Here is a 23,470-nt window from a genome sequence, read left to right as displayed (position 1 = left end):
CCATGGTTTCATTTACTAGAGAGATATTTTTACAAAAAAAACAAAATCAAAAAGAAGATTCCATTAAAATAAAGAAAAAGCGCTAAACCAAATAGGTTTTAACGCTTTTTCTCTCAAATTAAAGTTAGTCTTCTAACGGGTTTAAGCTTTCTTTCCCAGTAAGGTCAGCAATCATCGTAACAAGTAATTCTATTTCTTCTTCTATATCCTTAAAGCTAGCTGTTTCGACTGGAGAATGCATATATCGTAACGGTAATGAAACAAGTGAGACAGGAACGCCCCTTCCGGTTAATCGCATTTTATCAGCATCTGTCCCAGTCATTCGAGGTGTAAGCTCGTATTGCACATTTAATTGTAATTTTTGTGCCGCTTTTTCAAGTAAACGATTAATTTTAACATTAATCGGCGCACCCTTCGCTAACACTGGTCCTTTTTCTAACTTCACATCTCCATGCTTGTTTTTATTGACACCCGGGTAGTCTGTTGCAAAAGTAACATCACAGGCAATTGCCATGGTTGGTTCAATTCCAGCTGCCGCAAAATACGCACCGCCCATATTCGTTTCCTCATTCACCGTACTAGCAGCATAAACTCCAACACGGCAGCCCTTCTCTTTTAATCGACGTAATACTTCTGCCACAATAAAAGCCCCTGTTCGATTATCCAGTCCTCGTCCTGCGACATAACGATCTTGTAATATTTCAGGGTCCGTTTTATAAACTGCTAGATCACCAATTTGCACATATTCTTCCGCTTCTTCTTTGGAAGAATAACCACAATCGATAAATAAATCTTCTAAGTCAAAATCATTCTTTAAGCCACCATGATGCTGTGCATTCACGCCAATAACTCCGGTTACGTGCGCATTATATCCTAATACGGTAACCTTCATTCCAACCGCTGCCTTCGGATTGATACCACCGATTTTATCAAAATGCAAAAATCCGTTTTCATCAATTCGATTTACGACAAGTCCGATTTCATCGCAATGACCAGCCAAAAGGACCTTAAAAGAAGCTTGCGGATTTAATACCCCTATCGCATTTCCTGCATTATCAGTAATAATTTCATCGGCAAACGCATCTACATAATGCATCCATTTTTTCTGAATTTCCATCTCACAGCTTGATGGAGATGGTGTCTTTAACAATTCCAATAAAAAATCTTTGTTCAATTGATTCATTTATTTAAGCCCTCCTTTAAGTATGTAAAACGCTTTTCTATTTTCTTCAATAGTCTTATCATAGCAAAAAAAAGAAAAAAATAGAAAGCGCAAATCTACTCTACTCTATTCCCTAACATAATTGATTTACTTTCATTTATGAAAAAAGAATATATAATTAAACTAATTCGTAAATTTAAATACAAGGAGTGGGTAAAGTGGAATTAGAAGCATGGTTTGAAAAGGGGCTTTTTCCAGATGACTATATCGAAGCAATGGAAAAAAATAAAGAAAGCCTATTATATATTTACGATCACTTTCAAGCACACGATAGAAATTACGACCAACTAAAAAAGCGAAAACTACGCGTCATCGTTTTAACAGAAGATTGGTGTGGAGATGCAATGTTAAATATCCCCATCTTACTCCGAATTGCAGAACAAACAGCGATGGATGTGCGCTTTCTTTTTCGTGATGAAAACTTAGAACTGATGGATAACTATTTAACGAACGGAACAGCTCGTTCTATCCCTATCTTTATTTTCATTGATGAAGCCGGAAGAGAAGTTGCTAGATGGGGACCACGTGCAGAAAGCATACAAAATTTTGTTGATGAATCACTTTCCTCTCTCCCCCCAAAGGATACAGCTGATTATGAACAAAAAGCGAAGGAAATGTATATGTTCATGAACAAATCCTATCAGGAAAACACAGATTTTTGGGATGCAGTTCATCAGAGTATCATTGATCGACTCGATAATTGTTTATAAATCTAAGCTGACTGTCCAGTTTAAAAGTTGGACAGTTTTTTTATGCATAAAATAACAAACGAATTGCTCATACTATTTATTGATGTGTAAAAGAAATTAGGTGGAAAAATGCACGCTGAAAGGATTAAACAAGCTTATTACCAATTACCAATTCTTATTCGCCTCTTATTAACAACGATTATAGTTATGGTATTATTTGGAATTACGATTCATCTAGTAGAACCAAATGAATTTCCAAGTTTTTTTGATGGAATTTGGTGGGCATTTGTCACAGCAGCAACAGTCGGCTATGGTGATTACGCTCCTTTAAGCACAGCTGGTCGCATGATTGGTATTTTATTAATGCTAACCGGTGCTGGCCTGTTAACCTTTTATATATCTCAATTTGCAAGTTCTACAGTAAAATATGAACAAAACCGTTCAAAAGGAAAGCTTGCCTTTAAGGGGAAAGATCACCTTATTTTTATAGGGTGGAACGAGCGTACCAAACAAATGATCGATATGGCACTCCATGTCGATCCGCATTTCCGCATCGTTCTAATCGACCGTACATTAAACCATCTCGCCTACCAAGCTTATCCAGTTCATTTTATTCATGGCGATGCCGCTGAAGACCATACATTAATGAAAGCGAATGTAGCTGAAGCAAGTAAAGTAATCATTACTGCTAATGTAGCAGCCGGTGAACGTCAGGCAGACAATTATACCATTTTAACAACCGTAGCCATTCGGGGAAATAACGCCCACATTCCAATAATCGCGGAGATATTAACAAAGAAACAATTTTCTAATGCTGTACGTGCAGGAACAACTACAATAATTCGCCCCAATGATTTTCTAGGGACACTGTTATTTCATGCCTTATTTCGCGACCACGCTGGAAAACCTTTTGATACACTACTACAACTTTTATTGACGCAAAACATTTGTATTGTTCGTCTTCCCAAACAGCTTGTACACAAATCGGTGTTGGATGCTCAACAACTTTTAATGAAGGATAATAAAATAGTAGTTGGGATTAGGAGAGAGAAAGAAATGAAATTAAATCCCCCTGCCGATTTACTGTTAAAGCAAACGGACAACCTCATCCTATTAGAACCGTGGAAAAGAAATAAATGAAAGCATCTTTCTCAAATTCTTTTTTGCCGCCCAGAAAAAACTATGTTAAAATAATTAAATGTGCATAAATAATTGAAATGAATATAGGAGTTGTTCAGCATGACAAACAAGTTTGAGGTCGGTCAAATCATTGAAGGAAAAGTAGCAGGAATCCAACCATATGGTGCATTTGTAGCACTAGATGATGAGGTGCAAGGCTTAGTTCATATATCTGAAGTAACACATGGTTTTGTTAAGGATATCAATGAACACTTATCAATTGGAGATACTGTTAATGTAAAAGTTTTAAGTATAGATGAAGCAAGCAACAAAATTTCCCTTTCCATTCGAGCTACTGTTGAGGCACCAAAAACACGTGCAAAATCCGAACGTAAAAATCCAGTAATACAACAAACTAGTGATAATACAGAAGGTTTTAACACATTAAAGGATAAATTACAGGAATGGATTGATCAATCCGAAAGCCGCGAAAAAACATATAAAAACTAAGAAAAAAGCTTTCTCCTTTCTTGCTAAAAATAGCAGATTCAGAGAAAGCTCTTTTTTTATGGCAACAGATGATGCCTTTAGCTCCTACTTGCTTTTCAAACACTCCTTCGATAAAGTTAATGTGAATTATTTAATTACAGAGAGTATTTTTCCAAGGAGGATCATAATGACACATATTCAATTTTCCTACAGCAATGCAGCTCCTTTTTTAAATGATCAGGAACTGGACTATTTACAACCTTTTATCCAAGCTGCACATCAATCACTGCACCAGAAAACCGGTGCTGGTAATGATTTCTTAGGTTGGCTTCAGCTTCCTGAATCATATGACCGAGCAGAATTTATTCGAATACAGAAGTGTGCTGAAAAAATTCAAAAAGACTCAGATATATTACTTGTCATTGGAATTGGGGGTTCTTATCTAGGAGCGCGAGCAGCTTTAGAGATGCTTAATCATTCGTTTCACAATGCCCTTCCTTCAGAAAAAAGGAAAGCACCACAAATTATTTTTGTTGGGCACCACATGAGCACAGATTATATGAATGATTTATTTGATTTACTAGAGAACAAGGACGTCTCTATTAATGTTATTTCGAAAAGTGGCACAACAACAGAGCCAGCTATCGCTTTTCGTATTTTTAAAAAGTACTTAGAAGACAAATATGGCGTTGAGAAAGCAAAAGAACGCATCTATGCAACGACAGATAAAGCGAAAGGCGCATTAAAAACCGCTGCTGATCAAGCAGGCTATGAGACCTTTGTCATTCCAGATGATGTAGGCGGTCGCTTCTCTGTGTTAACAGCAGTTGGATTACTTCCAATCGCTACTAGCGGCATTTCTATCGATGATATAATGGCCGGTGCGAAGCAAGCAATGGAAGAACTATCTGATCCTTCAATCAAAACAAATCCAGCCTATCAATATGCTGCCATTCGTAACATGTTTTATAAAAAGGGAAAGACCATTGAAATGCTTGTTAATTATGAACCAAAGCTACAATACTTTGCAGAGTGGTGGAAGCAGCTATTTGGAGAAAGTGAAGGAAAAGACCAAAAAGGAATTTTTCCCACATCTGCTAATTTCTCAACAGATCTTCATTCGCTTGGTCAATATATTCAGGAGGGCAGAAGAGATTTATTCGAAACCGTACTTCACGTGCAACGCTCTAATACCGAGCTATTGTTAGAAGCAGAAGCAGCCGATGCAGACGGATTAAATTATTTAGCTGGAAAAAACATTCATGATATTAATGAAAAAGCATTCCAAGGAACCTTACTCGCTCATACAGATGGCAATGTTCCAAACTTAGTCATCGAAATTCCCGAACTTAATGCGTATACATTCGGCTATCTCGTCTACTTTTTTGAAAAAGCGTGTGCCATTAGCGGCTATTTACTTGGGGTTAATCCATTTGACCAGCCTGGTGTAGAGGCATATAAACGAAATATGTTTGCGCTGTTAGGAAAGCCTGGATTTGAAGAAGAAAGAGAAGCGCTAGAACAAAGACTCAAATAAAGATTGTAAAAATATTATATCTGTTGGAAGCGAAACTACAAACGACACCCTAGTTTTTAAGCTAGGGTGTCGTTTGTTTATAAGGTACACTATTATTATTGAGAAAGAATAGTACTTGCCTTAATTTTCCAGATCCCTTGATTATCCTTATCCATGATAATCTGCCCTAGTGTATTCATCTCCACTTTAAAAGTAAAAACAGTTCGATTTTCTTCTTTATTAACAAAATAAAATGGACTACTGTGTACCATGCGACTATAGACTTGTTGGTTTTGGATTTCATTTGCTACCTGTTTCGTATTGTCTTTTGCATAAAGAGATAATACGCTCTTTTCATCTTCTGCTTTATGGGCAAACAGGAATAAGTGTAGCACATCTTCCGGCTCTAAACCACGAAGTAATGCGCTGTCTCGCTTTAATTTATATTGTTCATAAAATGTTTGAAGCTTTTCTTCTTGCTCCTTGGAAATCTTCTCCTGCACATAATCAAACGTACCGTTCGGAAGCATATGATTTACGTAGGAAATTGCATCTAATTCAGCTAAGCTGACCATTTCTCCCTTGCTTATCCACCCATTCGTTTCATAATAGTGAAGCGCATTTTTTGCAAATCCGGCAAACATTGAATCGCTGTGGATACGGATAAAACCTTCAAGCTCGTTTCTTACCTGTTGATCCAATTCCTCTCCGACTTCTCTACCCCCTAACAAATAATCATTTAGATACGTCCAGACAACTGAAGGAACATCTTCTTGGTCATATTTGTCCAAATACGTTTCTATTTCCAATAATATCGTATCAAACTCATTCCAAGGAATATTATAGGCATTATTGACACCAGGTTGATTACGATCAATAATTGTTCCTAGTAATTCATAATAGGCTATTATTTTTTCGTTTTTATCCGTTATTTTCACATTATCCTTTATCCACACGAAATCGACTTGAAGTGATAATATATCTGATCCTACTTTGTTCAATCGGTAGCCTTGGTGACGAAGTATAATCAGAAAATCCTTTATGTCTGCTGGACCATCATACTTTTGAGGCACATATTGTAATTTAAAAATCTTATGCAATTCATTCGCGTCTATGTCATGCTTGCGAATAAGCTGTGACAAATATGTCTGTAACGGAACTTTCAAATTTTCCATAACTGTCACCAAATCGATTAATCCTTCACTGCTATCCTTTTCATTCAGTCTATTTACTTGCATAAGTGGAGTTTGAAGAAGCTGATTCACTTTTTCTCTAATGATTTCCGAATCGAACGATATCGTGTCATCGTATCGTTCCAGCCATTTTTTTGCTTCTACTACATTCGGAAGCTGATCCACATTTTCAATGCCAATTGAGTCCCGAAACTCTCTTTTTTTCTCAATAAAAAATTGCTCTAATTGTAGTTTTTCGGTATCACCTGAATGCATTTGCTGATTGGTAACCGCCCATGTGATAAGCACAAATAAGCAAATGGTTCCGAATGCCAGCATGCTCGAACGGATCCAATTCCTCTTTCTTCTCCTTGGTTGAAATACAGTTTCAATAACTTGTTCTGTTTCTATTGTGCTAGGTATATTTTTATAACTATCTTTCATTTCACGAAGTAGCGTATCAAAGTTCTTATCCATTGACCAACACCTCATCTCTATTCAAATGCTCAAAAGCGTTTTTCAATTTTTTCTTTCCACGATGAATACGAGATTTTACTGTTGTAAGATGAATATTTAATATAATAGCGATATCTTCATATGTCTTATCATGAAAGTAAAATAAAATAATAGGTATTCGATAGTTTAGTTCTAATTGTGAAAGACTCTCGTGAATGAGCATGTGTTCATGCTTTTCAAAATAATACCCGTTTGTTCGTTCCTCTTTATGCTTCCTTTGTACCTTGTCCAAAATTCGGCGTTGCCGTTTTTGTTTTCGGTAATAATCTCTCGTAATATTTAAGGTGATTTGATAAATCCATGTAGAAAGCTTACCTTCATGGAATAAGTCGATCTTTCTATAAATACGTAAAAATGTTTCTTGAACAATGTCAGAAATTTGATCGTCTTTAATTCCAAATTGAAACGCGAATCGTTCAATTATTGGCTTGTATATATGGACAAGTTTAGTAAACGCTTGTTCATCATTAGCTTTTATTCGAGCTATTAATTCGATTTCATCCACTTTTATCCCCCTTCCAACCTTCCTGTACATTTCCTGTATATGTAACGAAACCTTTCCATTAAAATGTTCCATCAGCAATTAATTTATTTTCAATGTTTAAATAATAGAAAGAAGGGAATAATGTGCTATGTAAGACTTTCTCGTATTCCCCCTGTTAGCAAGGCGTAAAGCGCTTTGCTTTTTTTGTTGCTTTCTATTTAAAAGAAATGAATATACGTTATAATAATACCAATAGTTAAAATTTTTTGGAGGTATATAGGATGTATTCATTTTTAGAAGTTCATAATCGTCGAAATACACGTTCCGTTAAGTGGGATGCGCTAAATGAAGTTTTTCAGGCTAAGGATGTATTGCCAATGTGGGTTGCGGATATGGATTTTAAAGCTCCAGAAGCCGTTAATGAAGCGCTCATTAATCGAGCCAAACACGGGATTTATGGTTACACCATCATTGATGATGATATTAAATCTGCAATCGTACAATGGTTACAGAAACGACATAACTGGAAGATCGAATCAGATTGGCTATCCTTTAGTCCGGGTGTAGTTACAAGCTTACATATGGCGATCCAAGCGTTTACAGACCCTGGTGACCGCGTTTTAATCCAAACCCCTGTTTATACGCCTTTTTATAAAGTGATTGAAAGCCATGGTAGAGAAATAGTGAAATGTCCTTTAATTCAAAAAGATAATACATATACCATCGACTTTGCTGCAATGGAAGAAAAGCTGCAACATGTGCGTGCGTTTATTCTCTGCTCTCCTCATAATCCTGTTGGAAGAGTTTGGACAAAGGAAGAGCTAGAAAAAATGGCAGCGCTTTGTTTAAAACATAAGGTAACGATTATTTCTGATGAAATACATTCCGATCTTGTTTTTTCTAACTTTCAGCATACCCCTATTGCTTCACTGTCAAAGGAGATTTCCGCTGCAACGATCACATGTATGGCACCATCAAAAACGTTTAACCTAGCTGGACTACAAGCATCTTACATCGTAACGGAAAACAAAGAAAAACAAACTAAACTAGAAGCATACTTTCAAAAGCAAGGCATTTCTGGGTTAAATACGATGGGAAACACAGCGATCGAAGCTGCCTATCGTCATGGTGAGGAATGGCTAAATGAATTACTTCGTGTGATCGAGAGTCATAAAAATTATGTAACCAAAAGGCTAGAAGAAGAAACCGAGGAATTAAAGGTTATATCTGCTGAAGGCACATATCTGCTTTGGATTGATTGTAGTCGCCTCGGACTTACTAGTGAAGAACTAAAAGCATTTATGATCAATGAGGCAAAGGTAGGATTGAATGCTGGTGTGGCATATGGAGAAGAAGCCGCACAATTTATGCGCATGAATATCGCCTGCCCAAGGGCTACCATTGAAGAAGGAGTAATTCGAATAATTGAAGCAGTAAAGAAACGCAAGAGCTAAGTTTGCATCTTTTTTGAGACATGATTAGAGACAATGCTTTCTTTAATTGTGTCTTCTTTTATCATTCATACCATCAGTAATGGTATCATTTTTATCGGCATCCTATTATTCTTCATTTAAAACTTCTAACATATGTTATAGAAAAAGACCACATGACATGAAGTGAAACTTTCACCTTCAAGGAAAAGATTCCGTTAAAATCGTCTATGTGGTTCTTTTTTATAAAACATATTATTCCTGTTTCTGCTTCTCGTTTAATTCAGTAGGATCTGTAGGTGTTTCTGTATTACTCCCTTTTTTATCGACTCGGATTTCTCCACAAATGAGTCGCTCCCCTGAATTTCCGCTTGGCTGACTTACTCCATCATCCTGTCCAGCGTCGACAATTAAGGATGTGCCATCTTCCTTTAGAATTGATTTTTTCCCATCGTGAAGCGTCGCTCCTTGCAGCATTAATTCTGCATCAACCGTTCCATCACTCTCCACCTCAATATTTGGTAAATCACCTAGGTGAGGTCCCTTCGGATGCATCAGACCATGCTCCTTTCCCTCAGGATTCAAGTGGTTTCCAGCTGTTTTAAAATCTGGACCTTCACATTTCGGGTATTCATGAACATGAATTCCGTGAAATCCAGGGGTAAGTCCCTCTAACTTCAGTTTTATTTTCACTCCATCAGGCTGCTCTGTTAATGTTGCCGTTCCAACCATATCACCAGAACCGTTATACATATTAATCGATTTTGTATTTGGAGAATCATCCTGACAGGCAGCGAGTAATAAGACAACTACAACGAGTAAAAAACGCATTTCGCTTTCTCCTTCTCTTATTTATTCACATGCTAGTATTTGTATTTAAGGAGAAACTAAACCATCTTTCAATAAAAAATCTTCGAATATGTATAAAATAAAAAGTAAGACTCTCCTTTTACGGAAAGTCTTACTTTTTATTTAGTGAAGGTGAATCGTCTTTTTCAATGATTTGCTTATATTGTTGGTTGATAAGCTTTTCTTCCTTCTTTGATTTTTTGTATAAAATATACATCATGACAGCTGCTCCAATCATAAAAATAATGAGCGTGATAACTGCTGGGATGTATTCAGATTTATCATCTGGAAAATAAAGAAATTCCATCATAATAATACACGTCCTTTCTTGTCCCAAGTATATCAAAGGAACGGGTAAATGAAAACGACTTAAATCTTAATTGTCGCTATTCTAGCTAATATTTGGCAAAATAGAATAAAGGAGGCTGAATGATATGAAAACATTTCTACCTGGAGATCTTGTGCGCGCCCACTATAGATCTGGAACATACATAGGAAAGATAGTCGAAGATCGTGGAGATCGCTTTCTCATTGAAGTACTCGCTGTGCACAAGCATCCGCTTCAAGGTGATATTCATCATCCAAACGAAACAAAGGGTGTATTCTTTCATGAGCGGAAAGCACTTGCCTTTAAAGAAAAAATGAATGTTAAAAAGCCTGCTGTCCATCGGTTCGAAGGAGAAGTGCCTAATTATGGAGATTCCTTGAAACAGGCAGTATCTGTTGCAAAAGATAAATTAAAAGCTAAAGACACGGCATTTAATCAGCTCGCATTACAAAAATTAACGAGCTTAGAGGAAAAGGAATACCAAGCTTATTTCAACTAAACAAAATGGGCAGTTCTCCAAATACGGGAACTGTCCTTTCATTTAAACATTAAGCTGTTGGTGGTGTAAGGTTTCTTTTTTTCTTTACGGGTTTGCCATATACTAAGTTCGTCAGCTTTGGAGCATAATTGAATAAAAGCATACCGATAAACGCAACGATTACTACATAAACACCCGCAAATACTTTTATAGATGCTGCGGCAATACTTGCAATGACAACGGAAAATTCTCCACGTGCCACAATCGAAAGCCCTGCTCGTAATGCGACTCGATTTGACAGCCCATACCACCGACCACCAATTACACCGACCAGCACCTTCGCAACAATCGACCAACTAATTAACACAACAAGAAGTGTTATCATTGGAATTCCTTCTTGTATATTGACTGTTGAGCCGAAGTAAATAAAAAATGTAGGTAGCAGTAAATCCTGAATTGGCGTAACTGCTGTTTGTATTCGCTCTACCTTTCCGATTTCTGCAAGCATAACACCAGCGAGAAACGCTCCAAGCACTTCAGATAAGCCAAGGTACAAGGCCACCCCACCGAACACCGTAGAAATTCCTACTAATAGTCCGATTTTAATATCTTCATCATCAATTTTTATAAGAAAATCTTCAAATTTCTTGAAGACAGTTTTCCCTAACAGAACAGCTGTAAATGCTAGCCCTAATATTTTCCCCATTAATATGATAAGGTCCATACTTGTAAAAGCTTCCCCACTATGAGTTGCAATAAGAACCGCAACAATGATCGGCGCTATTAAATCCTCAAAGATAAGGACACCTAAAATAAACTCTGTTTCTGTATTTGCCATTCGTCCTTTATCATTAAGTAGCTTGGCAGTAATAGAAGAGCTCGTCGCATACGTAATGCCACCAATTAAAAATGCGGTCAGCCAATCTAATCCGAATCCAACGGCAATAAGGATTGACACGACCATACTAAGAAAAATATCGAGTAAACCAGACGTCCATATTTTTCTTGCAATTCCACCTAAGCGCTTTACATTGAATTCCAATCCAAGTAAAAAGAATAATAAAACAATAGCTACTTCACTAGACAAGTGCAAAATCGAATTGTCCATTAAAAATCGAGATAGAACGATTCCGAAAAGAATATATAAAATAACATTCGGGAATTTTGTCTTCAACGAAAAATATCCTAATACAAAAATGCCTAGTAAGATAAGGCCTGTATCAAGTAAAATCGGAAATTCAGAAAACATGCTGCATCAATCCTCACCATTGCAGATTTTCGTGAGTGCTGCGATCTGCTCATCCTTACCAACAGACATTAGAATGTTGCCAGGCTTTAAAACGGTATCCGGCTCTGGAATAGCAATAACATCTTCTCCTTGCACAATTCCAATAATCGTCGCTCCAGTCTTGTTTCGAATATCGGATTCTTCGATCGTTTTGTCGACTAAGAATGACTTTGCTTTTAATTCAATGTAATCAACGATAATCTGCTTTTTGAACATCCTAATTTTTTCAATATCTGCTGGCTGGTAGGTTGCTCCTAGCAGCTGTGCAGCTAATTCTCTCGTTTCATCAGGAGTTAAATCCATTGCAAAATCTGCTTCATCACTGTCCGCATCATCGAAAAAGTATAGCTCCCTTTTTCCGGTATGATGGACAATAATAACAAGCATATTGTCTTCTGACGTTTTCATTGATATTTTTTGTCCTATTCCAGGAAGCTGTGATACAGAAATCTTCATCTTCTCACCTCATTTAAAAAATCTTTCTAGTTTTATTGAAAAAGAAAAGGCCAGAGACAATTGCTCCAGCCTTATCTATTTATTCTCCAAGATGCTCTTTAATAACTTCTTCAATTCCTTTAATTGCTTCTTCCTCATCACTACCGTCTGCAATTACGGAAATTTCTGCACCTGTTGGAATTCCAAGTGACATAACACCCATAATTGACTTTAGATTTACCTTTTTACCATTGTATGCAATTTCTACTTCTGATTCATATTGTCCTGCTTTGTTTACTAGCAATGTTGCTGGGCGAGCATGGACACCTGTTTCTGCAGTGATTTTGAATGATTGTTCCTTCATTGTTATCATCCCTTCAATATGTTATTTTTTACTATGTACTTTGTTGTAAATGGTGCAACAAAAAATTGCATTTTTAATTCATTGAACCAATTTATATTATATACTAAATCGTTATTTTAATAAAATATTATTACTATCTAACCGTAAATTTTCATTCTTTTTTTAATGAAATGAGATTTTAGGAAAAGAAAACGATTAGGATTCCATTTTTAAATGTGACAAGTTCCCGATAATTCTCCGCTCGTATGAGCTTATATTTGTTTTTAAAAGACGGATATGATAACGTTTTATTTGAATTGAATCTCTTTTTAGGAGGAATTAGATATGAGTGTTCATATAGGAGCAAAATCTGGTGAAATCGCTGATAAAATTTTATTACCTGGTGATCCTCTACGCGCAAAATTTATTGCTGAAACTTTTTTAGAGGATGTCCAACAATATAATGAAGTACGTGGAATGCTTGGATTCACTGGTACATATAAAGGAGAACGTGTCTCTGTTCAAGGGACAGGCATGGGTGTTCCATCCATCTCCATATACGTCAATGAGCTTATCCAAAGCTATGACGTGAAAAAACTAATCCGTGTAGGGACATGTGGTGCCATTCAGAAAGATGTTAAAGTACGTGACGTCATTTTGGCACAAGGATCTACAACAGATTCACAAATGAACAAGCTTATTTTTCAAGGGATTGATTATGCACCATTAGCAGACTTTACTCTTTTGAAAAATGCTTATGAAGCTGGTATTGCGAAGGGACTTCAAGTACAGGTTGGGAATGTATTTACAAGTGATACATTCTATCGTGATAATGCAAATGAAGTAAATGAACTATTAGCGAAATATAAAGTGCTTGCTGTGGAAATGGAAACGACTGCACTTTATACACTCGCAGCTAAGTATGGTCGCCAAGCACTATCCGTGCTAACTGTTTCCGATCATATCTTAACTGGTGAAGAAACCACTGCTGAAGAAAGACAAACGACCTTTAATGAAATGATGGAAATCGCATTAGAAGCAGCAATTAAATAAGAGGAATGAGCACGTGCGTAATATTATGCGCGTGCTTTTTTAATTTAAAAGAGAATACCTACATTTTAATTGTTAACCGATTTAAAAAATAGTTGACATTATATATTCTCCCCATTTATTATTTTAAAAGAGAGGAGAGAATTTTTAATGAAACATATACGACCAATTGATTTGACCTATGGAGCAGTCTTCGTCTGCTTAATGGCCATCGGTGCCAATATAACAGTTTGGTTTCCAATGCTTTCCATTCCTATCGGGGGCGCATCAGTTCCATTATCGCTGCAAACATTTTTTGCCATTCTTGCAGGTTTAATGCTAGGTAAAAGGCTTGGTGGATTTTCCATTATTGCTTATGTTCTCGTAGGAATAGCAGGTGTCCCTGTCTTTGCTAGCATGTCTGCTGGGCCAATGGCATTAATTTCTCCTACTGGTGGATTTATAATTTCATTTATTTTTGTAGCATTTTTTGTTGGATGGATTGCTGAATATACTAAAAAGCCTTCTGTTCCAGTATACACAGTTGCCGCATTAATCGGACTAATCGTCAATTACATTATTGGTGTTTCTTATATGTATTTGGCTATGAACACGTGGCTAGGTTTAGAAATATCCTATCTCACCACTTGGACTAGCATGATCCCATTTATGATTAAAGATGGTGCGCTCGCATGCCTTGCTGCCATATTCATGGTCAATTTAGCAAAACGGATAAAATTCTCATGGACAACAATGAATGGGTAACACATGTAAATCTTGGAATAATAGAGGAGTAACCAATCAACGATGCAGATTAAAACATACTATGGTACAATAACAGAAATATGGAAGCGTAGAAATTAATCTGTGAAAGGATGCTCCTTTATAAATGAGTATATTTACGAATTTTCCGCTTACGGTAGCACTGGCATCAATTCTGATTGCGCAAGTCATTAAAATCCCAATTCGTTTTATTGTAACTAGGGAATTTAAACCCAGCCTTGCATTTAGTACTGGCGGGATGCCAAGTAGTCATTCAGCCGCCGTTGCAGCTTTAACAACAGGAATTGGACTGACAGAAGGAATTAATTCAAGTATGTTTGCGATAGCCTTCGTCTTTAGTGTTATCACTATGTTTGACGCATCTGGAGTACGGAGACAGGCTGGAGAACATGCAATTTTATTAAACCAACTTGTAAAAGACTTTCAATACTTTGTCGAAGGTGCAAAGGATTGGAATAAAAAAGAAGAATACGAAAAACGCCGAGAATTAAAAGAACTACTCGGACACCAACCAATTGAAGTATTTTTTGGAGGATTAGCCGGAATTTGTATTGCCCTTTTCCTTTTTCCACTATATTAAAAAACTAAACGGACAGTAGAACTGTCCGTTTAGCTTTTGTTTAATTTCTCCCGGAACACCTGCAAGGCTTCATTTTCGTTCCATTGTATCAATTGTTCTTCCGTGAGCTTTCCATTTCCCATCTCGATAATAAATACTTCTACTTCTTTTTTTCCCCACTGTGCATATACATCCTCGACAGTGTTAAAAAACAAGTCAATTTTATTTCCTTTAATAGCGCCACCTTTATCGGCAACAACACCATATCCATAGTCTGGGATAAACATAACTGTTCCAATCGGATAAACCGATAAATCAGCTGCTATTGTAGAATATAAATCTCTTTTCACTTTAACTCCAGAATAGGTCACCCCATATTGAGGATGATCTGGAGTCTTTCCAGTGGATTCTACTCCAGCAGTATATCCCGTTGCAACTACTTTGGCGCTGGGATATTGTTGTGTATTAACTGCTTCTTCTAATGTTTTTGGTCCTTCAATTTGCTCACTTGAAATATATCGTTTGCGCTCTTTTGCAATGTTTAAAGACTTCTCTTGTAAAGCTATATTTCTATCTGTGTGTAATTCATACGAAGCTAGCTTTGAACCACTGGTACTTTCTTCTAACAATTCATGCATGTCGGCAAACGATATGTTTGAAATACTTATTAAGGTAGTCAAACAAGCTGCCACAAACAAAAGAAACATGCTTCCTCTTCTTAATAATTTTATCATTTTCAATAATAACACCTCTCTGGATGTCATCATTGCCAAAAATGCATCATTTTATGCATTTCTTTTTAAAATTAGATTGAGAAGCATGTATCTTTTTTATGTAAACTGCAATTAAAACATTTGATAGCCGTTTTTCCGAAGTATTTTAATAACAATGCCTGAAACTATTGTACCAATTAATCCTGCTGATAAAATTATAATGTCAACTGGCGTAATACGCATTAACGCTGAAAAAGCAGTCGAAAAAGCTTCTCCAGGCGCTTTAAAATAGGCTGTTGTCGACATATCATCCACAATGATAAGTACAATAATTGGATATAAAAATGTCATAAGCCACGTTCTTCGAAGCAGCATATTCAAAATAAAAGCGATTCCAAAAAAAATAACAAAGAATAGTATAGTCGAAACAAATATTTGTATTAACTGTGCCACGTCTCCATTCCCCTTCGTTTCTAATTCAACCACAGTCCATTGTATTACAAATAAATAAAAAAGCAAAGACATCTAACTGTCCTCGCTTTTTTTAATATATCTTAATAAAAGATTTTAAATTTACCTTTTTTAAACAATAATCGAAGTCCACCTAGCTTCAATAGATAGCGATTATCGATAATTTTTTTCATAACCGTAGCTTTCCAACCGAATATTTTGCGATTATTCATCACAACACCAATTGCATCATTGTGGCCAAGTGATGCTACTGTCCCTAAAATATTTGGTGTGAAATCTTCTAGCTCTGTATTTCCTTGTGCCATAGCTTTCACATTGTGTGCCACCACTTTTGATTCTTGAATTGCAATTTGTGCAGTTGGTGGATATGGACGACCTGTTTCTGGATTCATAATCAATGCACAATCACCAATTACGAATACATCATCATATTCAGGTGCACGCATATCTCCGCGTACTTCTATTTTTCCACGATTTGTAGTAAAACCAGAAGCTTCCACAATGGAATTAGCACGTACTCCTGCTGCCCAAACGGTTGTTAAGGTTGGAATCTCGACTTGCTTTCCGTCTTTTTCATACACAATTCCATCTGGCTTACATTCTTTTAACATTGCACCTGTAACAAATTCAATACCACGTGATTCCAAAGAATTCATCGCATATTCAACAAGATCTGGATCGAACCCCGGAAGCACAGATGGCGCTGCTTCAATGTTTATAATACGCACCTGATCTCTGTCAATATCATATTCTTCACAAAGCTGTGGAACGCGGTTAGCCAATTCACCAATAAACTCAATACCAGTGAAGCCTCCACCACCAACAACAATATTCAATCTCGCTGGATTCTTTTCCGTTTCGTTATGATACATTGCAAAGTTGTAATCCAAATGCTCACGAAGCATTCTTGCACTATTGATGCTTCCAATCATAAATGCATTTTCTTCAAGACCTGGAATACCAAAGGTAGCTGCTTCAAAGCCTAAACCAATAACAAGAATATCATATTCAAGTTCCCCATTTTCGAGTTGTACTTTTTTCTCATCTGGTTTTATCGCTACGACGGTATCCTGAACAAAATTAATTTTGCTCATATTGACAACATCTTTGATCGGAATGCGAGTTTGATCATGGTGAATGGTTCCAGCTGCTGTCTCATGGAGCCAGGTTGCCTGGTAATGATAATCATGTTTGTTAACAAGCGTAACTCTTGCTTCATTCACACCGAGTGACTTTTGTAAGTTAACTGTAGTCATGATTCCCCCATAACCTGCACCCAGTATTACAATATGTGGATTATTCATTTCCTGATCCCTTCCATCTCTGTAGTATTTTATCAATATGACATTTTTTACCTTGTGATATTTTTCACGTAAGAGTGTAACAAAACCCGATCTTTTGAGTTTTTACTCCAAAAAGATAAAACAAAATGATAACTGTAATAAAATTGTCATATAATCCTTCTTTATATTAGACCTTTTGCATCACTTTTTCAACTACTAAACTATTTTTTTAAATTTTTAAATTTTTACCTCGCATTTAAATGTATCATTCTTTCAATTTCACACTCTTTTCGTATTTATGTTACGATGTAAATGGCATGTAATGTGTATTAGGAAATGGAGGAAAATACATTGTCCGAAAAGCTATATGACGTAACAATTATTGGTGCTGGACCAGCAGGATTATTTACTGCCTTTTATGGTGGGATGCGCCAAGCAAGTGTAAAGATTATTGAAAGCTTACCACACACTGGAGGGCAGCTTACGGCGCTTTATCCAGAAAAATATATTTATGATATTGCAGGCTTTCCAAAAATTCGTGCGCAAGAGCTCGTCGATAATTTGGAAAAACAAGTAAGTATGTTTGATCCAACGATCATACTTGGGCAATCGATTGAAAAGATAGAAAGACTAGAGGATCAGTCATTTAAGCTCACCTCGCATACAGGTGAAATTCATTATACAAAAACAATTATCATTACAGCCGGAAACGGTGCATTTCAACCACGAAGGTTAAATATCCCTTCCTGTGATCAATTTGAAGATGTTAACCTACATTATTATGTAAAGGACATGAAGCATTTTGCTGGAAAGCGAGTTGCATTACTAGGTGGAGGAGATTCCGCTGTAGACTGGGCATTAATGCTAGAACCCATTGCAGAAAAGGTAACGCTCATTCATCGACGAGATAGCTTCCGCGCCCATGAGTCTACCGTAGAACAGTTGCAAAACAGCTCAGTTGAAATGTTAACCCCATATGTTGCAACCGATATCGTTGCTTCTGATAAAATAGACAAGCTAATATTAGAGGAAGTAAAGGGAGATAAAAAAATAGAGATGGATGTAGATGCGGTCATTTGTAACTATGGCTTCGTTTCTACGCTTGGCCCGATAAAAGATTGGGGCTTAGAAATCGAGAAGAACAGTATTGTCGTTAATTCAAAAATGGAAACAAATATTCCAGGCATCTATGCTGCTGGAGACATTTGTACGTATCCAGGCAAAGTGAAGCTGATTGCTACTGGATTTGGTGAAGGACCAACCGCTATAAATAATGCAAAGCAATATATTGATCCAAAAGCACGTGTACAACCAAAGCATTCAACAAGCATGTTTTAATAGGATAGATGTTTTAAAAAAAGATGCGTAAACAAATGATATGTTTACGCATCTTTCTATTTTAGCAATTCTCTGGTGTTCCTTCGCGATCTGCTGCACGGAATGATGATCCACACCCACAAGAAACAATGGCATTTGGATTATCAATGCTAAAGCCGCCACCCATCATGTTTTGCTTATAATCAATTGTTGTTCCTTCTATTATTGGAATATCCTGTTTAAAAATCACCACAGGAATATCGTTGATTTCATCAACCATGTCAAGTGCTTCATTTACTTCATATTCAAATCCAAGTGAATAGGATAATCCACTACAGCCTCCGCCCTTGATTCCAAAGCGAAGACGAACGTTCTCCTCTTCTTCTTTCATCATTTCCTTTATTTGACGGCTTGCATTATCTGTAATTGTTATAACCATCTTCAAGCCTCCTTTTATTCATTTATGTCCTACTCTAAGTATACAAAGCATACCCGATGCCTTCAACCGAAGTGTTTTATATTATTTTACAGAAAAGTGATATTTCCCTGTTGCGACAATCTCTGCTCCGCCTGTCATCCAAACATGGCCATGCTCGTCCCATTTTATATTCAAATCGCCACCCTCAAGATGAACATGGATTGTAGTGTTTCGATTCGCACGTTTGTTCAATATAGCGGCAACTACTGCAGCACATGCCCCCGTTCCACATGCCTGCGTTGCTCCAGAACCTCTTTCCCACACACGAAAATTCATTTCTGTTTCAGAAACAATTTCGATAAATTCCACATTTACGCCTTCAGGAAAGCGGGAATCTTTTTCAATCAATGGGCCCAGCTCATGAAGTGGCGCCTCTTCAATACGCTCAACAAAAAATACCGCATTCGGATTCCCCATAAATAATGGCGTTACAAAAAGCTCACGACCTGCTATTTGAAAGGGTTCAGCGATTACTGTCGGAATATCCTTGCCAAGCATTGGTATGCTCGCTCGATTCAGAACAGGCTTCCCCATATCTATTGTTATCAATGTAACACGCCCATCCTCCACCTGAACCGTTGCATGCACAATTCCTGCTTTCGTCTCAATGGTAAAAGAAGAAGCAGCTACGATTCCTGTCTCATACGCATATTTAGCTGTACAACGAAGTCCATTTCCACAGCTTTGCCCTTCTGAGCCATCCTTATTAAAGATACGCATACCAAGATCTGCGGCATCACTTGGATGGATTAAAATCAATCCATCTGAGCCAATTCCAGTATGAACATTCGATACATCCTGGGCTAGCTTAGAAAGCCATTTTTCTTCCAACTGGAACTGAAAGAAGTCAAGATAAATATAATTATTACCAAGCCCATGCATTTTTACAAAAGGGATTTCCATGCTAACACCTCAAATTTATACATTCTGTTGTTTTATTCTATACGTATCAAGAACACGATAAATATCCTTTAGACGTGGAATTCCTTCTGCCACAATTTCATCATTTATTAAAACTAACGGATAAAACAGTTCATCTGCTTCAATTTGATCAATAAACTGCTTTTGAATGTCTGTTGCCGGAGTTTCATCAATGTCGATATATTCATAGGTTATTCCTTCAGTCATATACTTCCTTCCAATTGCTGCTTGTAACCATTCAAACGTATCCTTTGAACCGGGTGCTCCAACACAGCTTGCACAAATTTGATCTGCTCCATATACAGATATGCGTACTTTTTCGCTTATCATCGTTTTTCCCCCTCTACCCTTTACATTTCTACTAAATGTCAAATCGCTAAGCGAGTTACTTTCATTTTACAAAATCCCGATTAAAAGATAAAATATAATTGATTAATAAACGATGTTTAATCATTTCCGATAGATTTTTTTCATAATCCATTTTATAATGACATTAGGAAAGGAGAAGATGGATAATGCGTGAACAAGTACAGGATGTTTTAAATAAATTACGTCCATTTCTACTAAGAGACGGTGGCGATGTAGAATTGGTTGATGTAGATGAAAATGGCATTGTACTTCTTCGTCTTATGGGTGCATGTGGTAACTGCCCAAGTTCAACTATAACCTTGAAGGCTGGTATTGAACGTGCGTTAATGGCAGAAGTACCAGGTGTAACAGAAATCGAACAAGTATTTTAATGTGTATTCACATGTGAATTTCATATGTCAATGCTCGAAATAAATCGTATGGAAGCCCCCCAAAGCTAGCTTTTGGGAGGCTTTTCTTCATTTACTGGGTATATTTTTCATACGGAACTAATCGGATAGCCAGTTGTAAAGTAAGCAGCAATATTATCTAAGCAAAGCTTGATCATCGCCTCACGTGTTTCTACTGTTGCTGAACCAATATGGGGAAGACAAACGGTGTTATCGAGTGCTACTAAAGGGTGGGAAGCATGTATCGGCTCATTCTGATATACATCCAACCCAGCTGCTTGAATCGTACCATTTTGTAATGCTTCATATAAAGCAGCTTCATCCACTACCCCTCCACGAGATATATTAATAAAGATGGCGCTGTTTTTCATCTTTGCGAAAGCAGCTTTATCAAACAAATCCTTCGTTTCTTCTGTTAGTGGTACTGCGGATAAAACATAATCTGCTTTCGCTAACAATCCATCAAATGTTACATAAGAAGCATTCACTTCTTCCTCTAACTCATATGCACGCGAACGATTATAGTACAATACATTCATATTAAACCCTGCGGCTCGCCTTGCAACGGCTGCCCCAATCCTTCCCATGCCAACAATTCCAAGTGTTTTTCCATGAACATCCACTCCTGCAAACTGGAAGGGTGACCATTTGCCCCATTGATTCTCCTGAATAGCTTTCGTTGCCATTACGATTTGCCTTGCAGTCGAAATTAAGAGCCCGAAAGCCAGATCAGCTGTTGTTTCTGTTAGCACATCTGGTGTATTGGTAACGATAATATTCCTTTCTTTTGCTTTTTCCACATCAATATTATCGTATCCTACTGCCATATTGGCGATTATTTTTAAGCGGTTAGCTTGCGTAAGCACTTCCTCTGTAATCTGCTCGGTAAGTAAGCAAACCACCCCATCGACTTGTTGTATTTCCTGTCGTAACCTCTCTGTCGAGATCGGTACTTCTTCCTCTGACCACATTCGAAAATGAAACGACTGCTCATAAGGCTTTAGCAATGCAGCTGGTATTTTTCTCGTTATATAAATAGTAGGTTTATTCATCTTTACCCCCCTGTCCATTTATAACCAGTTTAACACAGGGATACGCATTGCTTTAGCATCGATTCCAAGTGCTTCAAAAAATTGTGCAAGCCGTTTTTCATATTTAGACTGCTTATCAACTAAGTGAACAAAAAGTGGATAGCGCTCATCATAGTTCTTTCTCCTAAAGCCCTCTTCAAGAAAGTCATAGATGTGAATAGGGAAAATTAATCTCGCATATAATAACCGCCAGGAAAACATCGAGAGCGGTTGTATTGTTTGGTAATCCCGCAAAAATGCAACCGCATTTTCTGGTGCTTGCTCATGTTGAAAAAATGAAAAACGCAGATATTCTGCTATATCACGAGTAGGATGATCATATACAAGATCATTCATCCAAATCATCGGTGCTTGCAAATTGGCTCGAAAGCGGTTAAAAGAAATGGTGCCTTGATCTCCTTCGTGAAACCTCATCTCGGAATCACTTTCTTGCAAATATTGAATGGCATTTTCACTCACACCAATAATATAGGGTAGAACATCCATTGCCAGGCGATGATAGGCATTCTTTGTAGTGTTCGCCTCCTCTACCAGCTTTTGCTCAAATACTGTTACTTTTTGAATCCATAGCTCCTTCCAAAGTCCATAGCTCGATATAAGCTTAGGTTCATATTGATATGAAAAGCCTAGTTGATGAAATTGTGCAAGCCGTTTGCCAATGCTATCGATTGGACGATCCTGAACTTTTTCTAACCTAACAACCATGTATGGTTTTTCATCGTGAATGACAAACCATTTTCCTTCATTTGTCGTAATTGGATAAGTTGTTTGCGAGAATCCGTTTTCAACGAGAAAGTAAGCAAGTGCGGCCTGTTCCATATGTATAGCTTCCCTGTTATTGGAAGAAATGATAAAATAATAGTATTCTTCATCACGCCATCCTTCATAGCCATATAATTCAATCTTTTCTATAATGTTAATATGGTAATCATTTTCTAACACATATTTCATCACGATCCCTCCTGATTACTACTCTTATGATTATATGTATACATGACGTCTAATTTGACTCAACTAATAATAAAAAGCAGGTGAAAGTATGGATAAGAATACAAATCAAAGTGAATTAGAGATTAAAGCAAGAGAATGGTTAACAGAACGTGGTGTTACACTTCATGATATTGCAGAGCTTGTTTATTTTTTACAATCCAAATACCATGATGATTTAAAAATGGAAGATTGCTTGTACAATGTTGATCGTGTACTGACAAAACGAGAAGTACAGAATGCTATTTTAACTGGCATTCAGCTTGATAAGCTTGCAGAGAAAAAAATGCTCGAACAGCCTTTACAAAAGACCATTGATACAGATGAAAGCTTATACGGAATCGATGAGGTAATCGCCTTTTCTATCGTAAATGTCTATGGCTCCATTGGCTTTACAAACTATGGCTACATTGATAAAGAAAAACCTGGTATTCTTGAAAGACTGAATGATAAATCAACTGGAGAATGTCATACGTTTTTAGATGATATCGTTGGAGCAATTGCAGCTGCTGCTTCAAGTAGACTTGCACATGCTACAGGAGACAATGATCTTTTTTTAGATGATTAAGGATGCAAAAAAGAGGATGAGGCAAACAAGTGATGTGAACCCCTAGAGTTAGACCAAAAAATCTAACTCTAGGGGTGTTTTAGTATGGCAAAGTATGACTTGGCTTTTAAGCTAGCGGTGGTACAAGCTTATTTAGCAGGAGAAGGAGGTTATT

General features: G+C 37.0%; 28 protein-coding genes. 12 read left to right on the top strand and 16 right to left on the bottom strand.

Going from position 1 to position 23,470, the window contains the following annotated elements; genetic code table 11:
- Nucleotides 1-124: 124 nt before the first annotated feature.
- On the bottom strand, nucleotides 125-1,183 hold the full coding sequence (locus QBK89_RS12870) for a M20/M25/M40 family metallo-hydrolase (RefSeq protein WP_284141468.1): 1,059 nt from the start codon (nucleotides 1,181-1,183) through the stop codon (nucleotides 125-127).
- A 197-nt stretch (nucleotides 1,184-1,380) separates the two neighbouring features.
- Here QBK89_RS12870 and QBK89_RS12865 point away from each other — a divergent pair, with 197 nt between their 5' ends.
- From QBK89_RS12865 to QBK89_RS12850, 4 genes are all read left to right on the top strand, one after another.
- Nucleotides 1,381-1,932 (top strand): thioredoxin family protein, encoded by a 552-nt coding sequence (locus QBK89_RS12865; RefSeq protein WP_284141467.1) that lies wholly within the window; start codon nucleotides 1,381-1,383, stop codon nucleotides 1,930-1,932.
- 108 nt (nucleotides 1,933-2,040) lie between these two features.
- Complete coding sequence (locus QBK89_RS12860) at nucleotides 2,041-3,051, top strand: potassium channel family protein (RefSeq protein WP_284141466.1); 1,011 nt, start codon at nucleotides 2,041-2,043, stop codon at nucleotides 3,049-3,051.
- A 99-nt stretch (nucleotides 3,052-3,150) separates the two neighbouring features.
- Nucleotides 3,151-3,540: a S1 domain-containing post-transcriptional regulator GSP13 gene (yugI, locus tag QBK89_RS12855; RefSeq protein WP_284141465.1), complete on the top strand. Its 390-nt coding sequence runs from the start codon at nucleotides 3,151-3,153 to the stop codon at nucleotides 3,538-3,540.
- Nucleotides 3,541-3,706: 166 nt separating this feature from the next.
- Complete coding sequence (locus tag QBK89_RS12850) at nucleotides 3,707-5,056, top strand: glucose-6-phosphate isomerase (protein WP_284141464.1); 1,350 nt, start codon at nucleotides 3,707-3,709, stop codon at nucleotides 5,054-5,056.
- 95 nt (nucleotides 5,057-5,151) lie between these two features.
- Here QBK89_RS12850 and QBK89_RS12845 read toward each other — a convergent pair whose 3' ends face one another.
- Both QBK89_RS12845 and QBK89_RS12840 read right to left on the bottom strand, forming a co-directional pair.
- Nucleotides 5,152-6,684 (bottom strand): hypothetical protein, encoded by a 1,533-nt coding sequence (locus tag QBK89_RS12845; RefSeq protein ID WP_284141463.1) that lies wholly within the window; start codon nucleotides 6,682-6,684, stop codon nucleotides 5,152-5,154.
- The gene (locus QBK89_RS12840; protein ID WP_284141462.1) at nucleotides 6,677-7,228 is read right to left on the bottom strand and encodes an RNA polymerase sigma factor; all 552 of its coding nucleotides are present in this window, start codon (nucleotides 7,226-7,228) and stop codon (nucleotides 6,677-6,679) included. Before QBK89_RS12840 ends, QBK89_RS12845 begins: the two co-directional genes overlap by 8 nt.
- Before the next feature lie 260 nt (nucleotides 7,229-7,488).
- Between QBK89_RS12840 and QBK89_RS12835 the strand changes: the two genes are divergently transcribed.
- A complete protein-coding gene (locus QBK89_RS12835) occupies nucleotides 7,489-8,661 on the top strand; it encodes a MalY/PatB family protein (protein ID WP_284141461.1) in 1,173 nt (390 codons plus the stop codon).
- 231 nt (nucleotides 8,662-8,892) lie between these two features.
- Here the strand turns inward: QBK89_RS12835 and QBK89_RS12830 are convergent, their stop codons facing one another.
- Nucleotides 8,893-9,468 (bottom strand): superoxide dismutase family protein, encoded by a 576-nt coding sequence (locus tag QBK89_RS12830; protein WP_284141460.1) that lies wholly within the window; start codon nucleotides 9,466-9,468, stop codon nucleotides 8,893-8,895.
- Nucleotides 9,469-9,598: 130 nt separating this feature from the next.
- Nucleotides 9,599-9,796, bottom strand: coding sequence for a hypothetical protein (locus QBK89_RS12825; RefSeq protein WP_284141459.1), 198 nt, complete (start codon nucleotides 9,794-9,796; stop codon nucleotides 9,599-9,601).
- 124 nt (nucleotides 9,797-9,920) lie between these two features.
- Here QBK89_RS12825 and kapB point away from each other — a divergent pair, with 124 nt between their 5' ends.
- Entirely contained in the window at nucleotides 9,921-10,313 is a 393-nt protein-coding gene (gene kapB, locus QBK89_RS12820) for a kinase-associated lipoprotein KapB (RefSeq protein WP_284141458.1), read from the top strand.
- 49 nt (nucleotides 10,314-10,362) lie between these two features.
- Here the strand turns inward: kapB and QBK89_RS12815 are convergent, their stop codons facing one another.
- The 3 genes from QBK89_RS12815 to QBK89_RS12805 all read right to left on the bottom strand — a co-directional run bounded on the left by QBK89_RS12815 (nucleotide 10,363) and on the right by QBK89_RS12805 (nucleotide 12,379).
- Nucleotides 10,363-11,541, bottom strand: a complete 1,179-nt coding sequence (locus QBK89_RS12815) for a cation:proton antiporter (RefSeq protein WP_284141457.1) — start codon at nucleotides 11,539-11,541, stop codon at nucleotides 10,363-10,365.
- Nucleotides 11,542-11,547: 6 nt separating this feature from the next.
- A complete protein-coding gene (locus QBK89_RS12810) occupies nucleotides 11,548-12,036 on the bottom strand; it encodes a cation:proton antiporter regulatory subunit (RefSeq protein WP_284141456.1) in 489 nt (162 codons plus the stop codon).
- 79 nt (nucleotides 12,037-12,115) lie between these two features.
- Complete coding sequence (locus QBK89_RS12805) at nucleotides 12,116-12,379, bottom strand: phosphocarrier protein HPr (protein WP_284141455.1); 264 nt, start codon at nucleotides 12,377-12,379, stop codon at nucleotides 12,116-12,118.
- Nucleotides 12,380-12,703: 324 nt separating this feature from the next.
- On the opposite strand from QBK89_RS12805, the gene deoD reads away from it, so the two are divergent.
- From deoD to QBK89_RS12790, 3 genes are all read left to right on the top strand, one after another.
- On the top strand, nucleotides 12,704-13,411 hold the full coding sequence (gene deoD, locus QBK89_RS12800) for a purine-nucleoside phosphorylase (protein ID WP_284141454.1): 708 nt from the start codon (nucleotides 12,704-12,706) through the stop codon (nucleotides 13,409-13,411).
- Between the two features lie 147 nt (nucleotides 13,412-13,558).
- On the top strand, nucleotides 13,559-14,152 hold the full coding sequence (locus tag QBK89_RS12795) for a biotin transporter BioY (RefSeq protein ID WP_284141453.1): 594 nt from the start codon (nucleotides 13,559-13,561) through the stop codon (nucleotides 14,150-14,152).
- 124 nt (nucleotides 14,153-14,276) lie between these two features.
- A complete protein-coding gene (locus tag QBK89_RS12790) occupies nucleotides 14,277-14,750 on the top strand; it encodes a divergent PAP2 family protein (protein WP_284141452.1) in 474 nt (157 codons plus the stop codon).
- A 29-nt stretch (nucleotides 14,751-14,779) separates the two neighbouring features.
- On the opposite strand, the gene QBK89_RS12785 is transcribed toward QBK89_RS12790, so the two are convergent.
- The 3 genes from QBK89_RS12785 to QBK89_RS12775 form a co-directional block, all read right to left on the bottom strand.
- On the bottom strand, nucleotides 14,780-15,463 hold the full coding sequence (locus tag QBK89_RS12785) for a 3D domain-containing protein (RefSeq protein WP_284141492.1): 684 nt from the start codon (nucleotides 15,461-15,463) through the stop codon (nucleotides 14,780-14,782).
- Nucleotides 15,464-15,574: 111 nt separating this feature from the next.
- Nucleotides 15,575-15,895, bottom strand: a complete 321-nt coding sequence (locus QBK89_RS12780; RefSeq protein WP_284141491.1) for a YuiB family protein — start codon at nucleotides 15,893-15,895, stop codon at nucleotides 15,575-15,577.
- 101 nt (nucleotides 15,896-15,996) lie between these two features.
- Entirely contained in the window at nucleotides 15,997-17,217 is a 1,221-nt protein-coding gene (locus QBK89_RS12775) for an NAD(P)/FAD-dependent oxidoreductase (RefSeq protein ID WP_284141451.1), read from the bottom strand.
- 315 nt (nucleotides 17,218-17,532) lie between these two features.
- On the opposite strand from QBK89_RS12775, the gene QBK89_RS12770 reads away from it, so the two are divergent.
- On the top strand, nucleotides 17,533-18,534 hold the full coding sequence (locus QBK89_RS12770) for an NAD(P)/FAD-dependent oxidoreductase (protein ID WP_443089797.1): 1,002 nt from the start codon (nucleotides 17,533-17,535) through the stop codon (nucleotides 18,532-18,534).
- A 61-nt stretch (nucleotides 18,535-18,595) separates the two neighbouring features.
- Here QBK89_RS12770 and QBK89_RS12765 read toward each other — a convergent pair whose 3' ends face one another.
- From QBK89_RS12765 to QBK89_RS12755, 3 genes are all read right to left on the bottom strand, one after another.
- Nucleotides 18,596-18,952: a HesB/IscA family protein gene (locus QBK89_RS12765; RefSeq protein ID WP_284141449.1), complete on the bottom strand. Its 357-nt coding sequence runs from the start codon at nucleotides 18,950-18,952 to the stop codon at nucleotides 18,596-18,598.
- 81 nt (nucleotides 18,953-19,033) lie between these two features.
- Nucleotides 19,034-19,894: a diaminopimelate epimerase gene (gene dapF, locus QBK89_RS12760; protein ID WP_284141448.1), complete on the bottom strand. Its 861-nt coding sequence runs from the start codon at nucleotides 19,892-19,894 to the stop codon at nucleotides 19,034-19,036.
- Between the two features lie 15 nt (nucleotides 19,895-19,909).
- Complete coding sequence (locus QBK89_RS12755; RefSeq protein WP_284141447.1) at nucleotides 19,910-20,242, bottom strand: YuzD family protein; 333 nt, start codon at nucleotides 20,240-20,242, stop codon at nucleotides 19,910-19,912.
- Nucleotides 20,243-20,427: 185 nt separating this feature from the next.
- Between QBK89_RS12755 and QBK89_RS12750 the strand changes: the two genes are divergently transcribed.
- Nucleotides 20,428-20,652 carry a NifU family protein gene (locus QBK89_RS12750; protein ID WP_284141446.1) on the top strand — a complete coding sequence of 75 codons (225 nt, stop codon included), beginning with the start codon at nucleotides 20,428-20,430 and terminating at the stop codon, nucleotides 20,650-20,652.
- Nucleotides 20,653-20,759: 107 nt separating this feature from the next.
- On the opposite strand, the gene QBK89_RS12745 is transcribed toward QBK89_RS12750, so the two are convergent.
- Both QBK89_RS12745 and QBK89_RS12740 read right to left on the bottom strand, forming a co-directional pair.
- Complete coding sequence (locus QBK89_RS12745) at nucleotides 20,760-21,722, bottom strand: 2-hydroxyacid dehydrogenase (RefSeq protein WP_284141445.1); 963 nt, start codon at nucleotides 21,720-21,722, stop codon at nucleotides 20,760-20,762.
- Between the two features lie 18 nt (nucleotides 21,723-21,740).
- Nucleotides 21,741-22,712 (bottom strand): protein kinase family protein, encoded by a 972-nt coding sequence (locus QBK89_RS12740; protein WP_284141444.1) that lies wholly within the window; start codon nucleotides 22,710-22,712, stop codon nucleotides 21,741-21,743.
- Nucleotides 22,713-22,800: 88 nt separating this feature from the next.
- On the opposite strand from QBK89_RS12740, the gene QBK89_RS12735 reads away from it, so the two are divergent.
- Entirely contained in the window at nucleotides 22,801-23,316 is a 516-nt protein-coding gene (locus QBK89_RS12735; RefSeq protein ID WP_284141443.1) for a phosphatidylglycerophosphatase A family protein, read from the top strand.
- Nucleotides 23,317-23,470 lie beyond the last annotated feature (154 nt).

The organism is Virgibacillus sp. LDC-1 (assembly GCF_030137545.1).
In the GTDB taxonomy this organism is placed as follows: Bacteria; Bacillota; Bacilli; order Bacillales; family Amphibacillaceae; genus LDC-1.
The sequence above is the reverse complement of the archived record's forward strand: the minus strand, read 5'-3'. Positions and strand labels throughout refer to the sequence as shown.

Excerpts from the sequence above, each read along its gene's own strand:
- QBK89_RS12835 (WP_284141461.1), top strand. The coding sequence starts at position 7,489 with ATGTATTCATTTTTAGAAGTTCATAATCGTCGAAATACACGTTCCGTT.
- QBK89_RS12770 (WP_443089797.1), top strand. The coding sequence starts at position 17,533 with ATGGAGGAAAATACATTGTCCGAAAAGCTATATGACGTAACAATTATT.
- QBK89_RS12750 (WP_284141446.1), top strand. The coding sequence starts at position 20,428 with ATGCGTGAACAAGTACAGGATGTTTTAAATAAATTACGTCCATTTCTA.
- dapF (WP_284141448.1), bottom strand. The coding sequence starts at position 19,894 with ATGGAAATCCCTTTTGTAAAAATGCATGGGCTTGGTAATAATTATATT.
- QBK89_RS12775 (WP_284141451.1), bottom strand. The coding sequence starts at position 17,217 with ATGAATAATCCACATATTGTAATACTGGGTGCAGGTTATGGGGGAATC.
- QBK89_RS12785 (WP_284141492.1), bottom strand. The coding sequence starts at position 15,463 with ATGATAAAATTATTAAGAAGAGGAAGCATGTTTCTTTTGTTTGTGGCA.
- deoD (WP_284141454.1), top strand. The coding sequence starts at position 12,704 with ATGAGTGTTCATATAGGAGCAAAATCTGGTGAAATCGCTGATAAAATT.
- QBK89_RS12825 (WP_284141459.1), bottom strand. The coding sequence starts at position 9,796 with ATGATGGAATTTCTTTATTTTCCAGATGATAAATCTGAATACATCCCA.
- QBK89_RS12850 (WP_284141464.1), top strand. The coding sequence starts at position 3,707 with ATGACACATATTCAATTTTCCTACAGCAATGCAGCTCCTTTTTTAAAT.
- QBK89_RS12795 (WP_284141453.1), top strand. The coding sequence starts at position 13,559 with ATGAAACATATACGACCAATTGATTTGACCTATGGAGCAGTCTTCGTC.
- QBK89_RS12740 (WP_284141444.1), bottom strand. The coding sequence starts at position 22,712 with ATGAAATATGTGTTAGAAAATGATTACCATATTAACATTATAGAAAAG.
- QBK89_RS12735 (WP_284141443.1), top strand. The coding sequence starts at position 22,801 with ATGGATAAGAATACAAATCAAAGTGAATTAGAGATTAAAGCAAGAGAA.
- QBK89_RS12790 (WP_284141452.1), top strand. The coding sequence starts at position 14,277 with ATGAGTATATTTACGAATTTTCCGCTTACGGTAGCACTGGCATCAATT.
- yugI (WP_284141465.1), top strand. The coding sequence starts at position 3,151 with ATGACAAACAAGTTTGAGGTCGGTCAAATCATTGAAGGAAAAGTAGCA.
- QBK89_RS12755 (WP_284141447.1), bottom strand. The coding sequence starts at position 20,242 with ATGATAAGCGAAAAAGTACGCATATCTGTATATGGAGCAGATCAAATT.
- QBK89_RS12860 (WP_284141466.1), top strand. The coding sequence starts at position 2,041 with ATGCACGCTGAAAGGATTAAACAAGCTTATTACCAATTACCAATTCTT.
- QBK89_RS12870 (WP_284141468.1), bottom strand. The coding sequence starts at position 1,183 with ATGAATCAATTGAACAAAGATTTTTTATTGGAATTGTTAAAGACACCA.
- QBK89_RS12845 (WP_284141463.1), bottom strand. The coding sequence starts at position 6,684 with ATGGATAAGAACTTTGATACGCTACTTCGTGAAATGAAAGATAGTTAT.
- QBK89_RS12745 (WP_284141445.1), bottom strand. The coding sequence starts at position 21,722 with ATGAATAAACCTACTATTTATATAACGAGAAAAATACCAGCTGCATTG.
- QBK89_RS12810 (WP_284141456.1), bottom strand. The coding sequence starts at position 12,036 with ATGAAGATTTCTGTATCACAGCTTCCTGGAATAGGACAAAAAATATCA.
- QBK89_RS12765 (WP_284141449.1), bottom strand. The coding sequence starts at position 18,952 with ATGGTTATAACAATTACAGATAATGCAAGCCGTCAAATAAAGGAAATG.
- kapB (WP_284141458.1), top strand. The coding sequence starts at position 9,921 with ATGAAAACATTTCTACCTGGAGATCTTGTGCGCGCCCACTATAGATCT.
- QBK89_RS12815 (WP_284141457.1), bottom strand. The coding sequence starts at position 11,541 with ATGTTTTCTGAATTTCCGATTTTACTTGATACAGGCCTTATCTTACTA.
- QBK89_RS12805 (WP_284141455.1), bottom strand. The coding sequence starts at position 12,379 with ATGAAGGAACAATCATTCAAAATCACTGCAGAAACAGGTGTCCATGCT.
- QBK89_RS12830 (WP_284141460.1), bottom strand. The coding sequence starts at position 9,468 with ATGCGTTTTTTACTCGTTGTAGTTGTCTTATTACTCGCTGCCTGTCAG.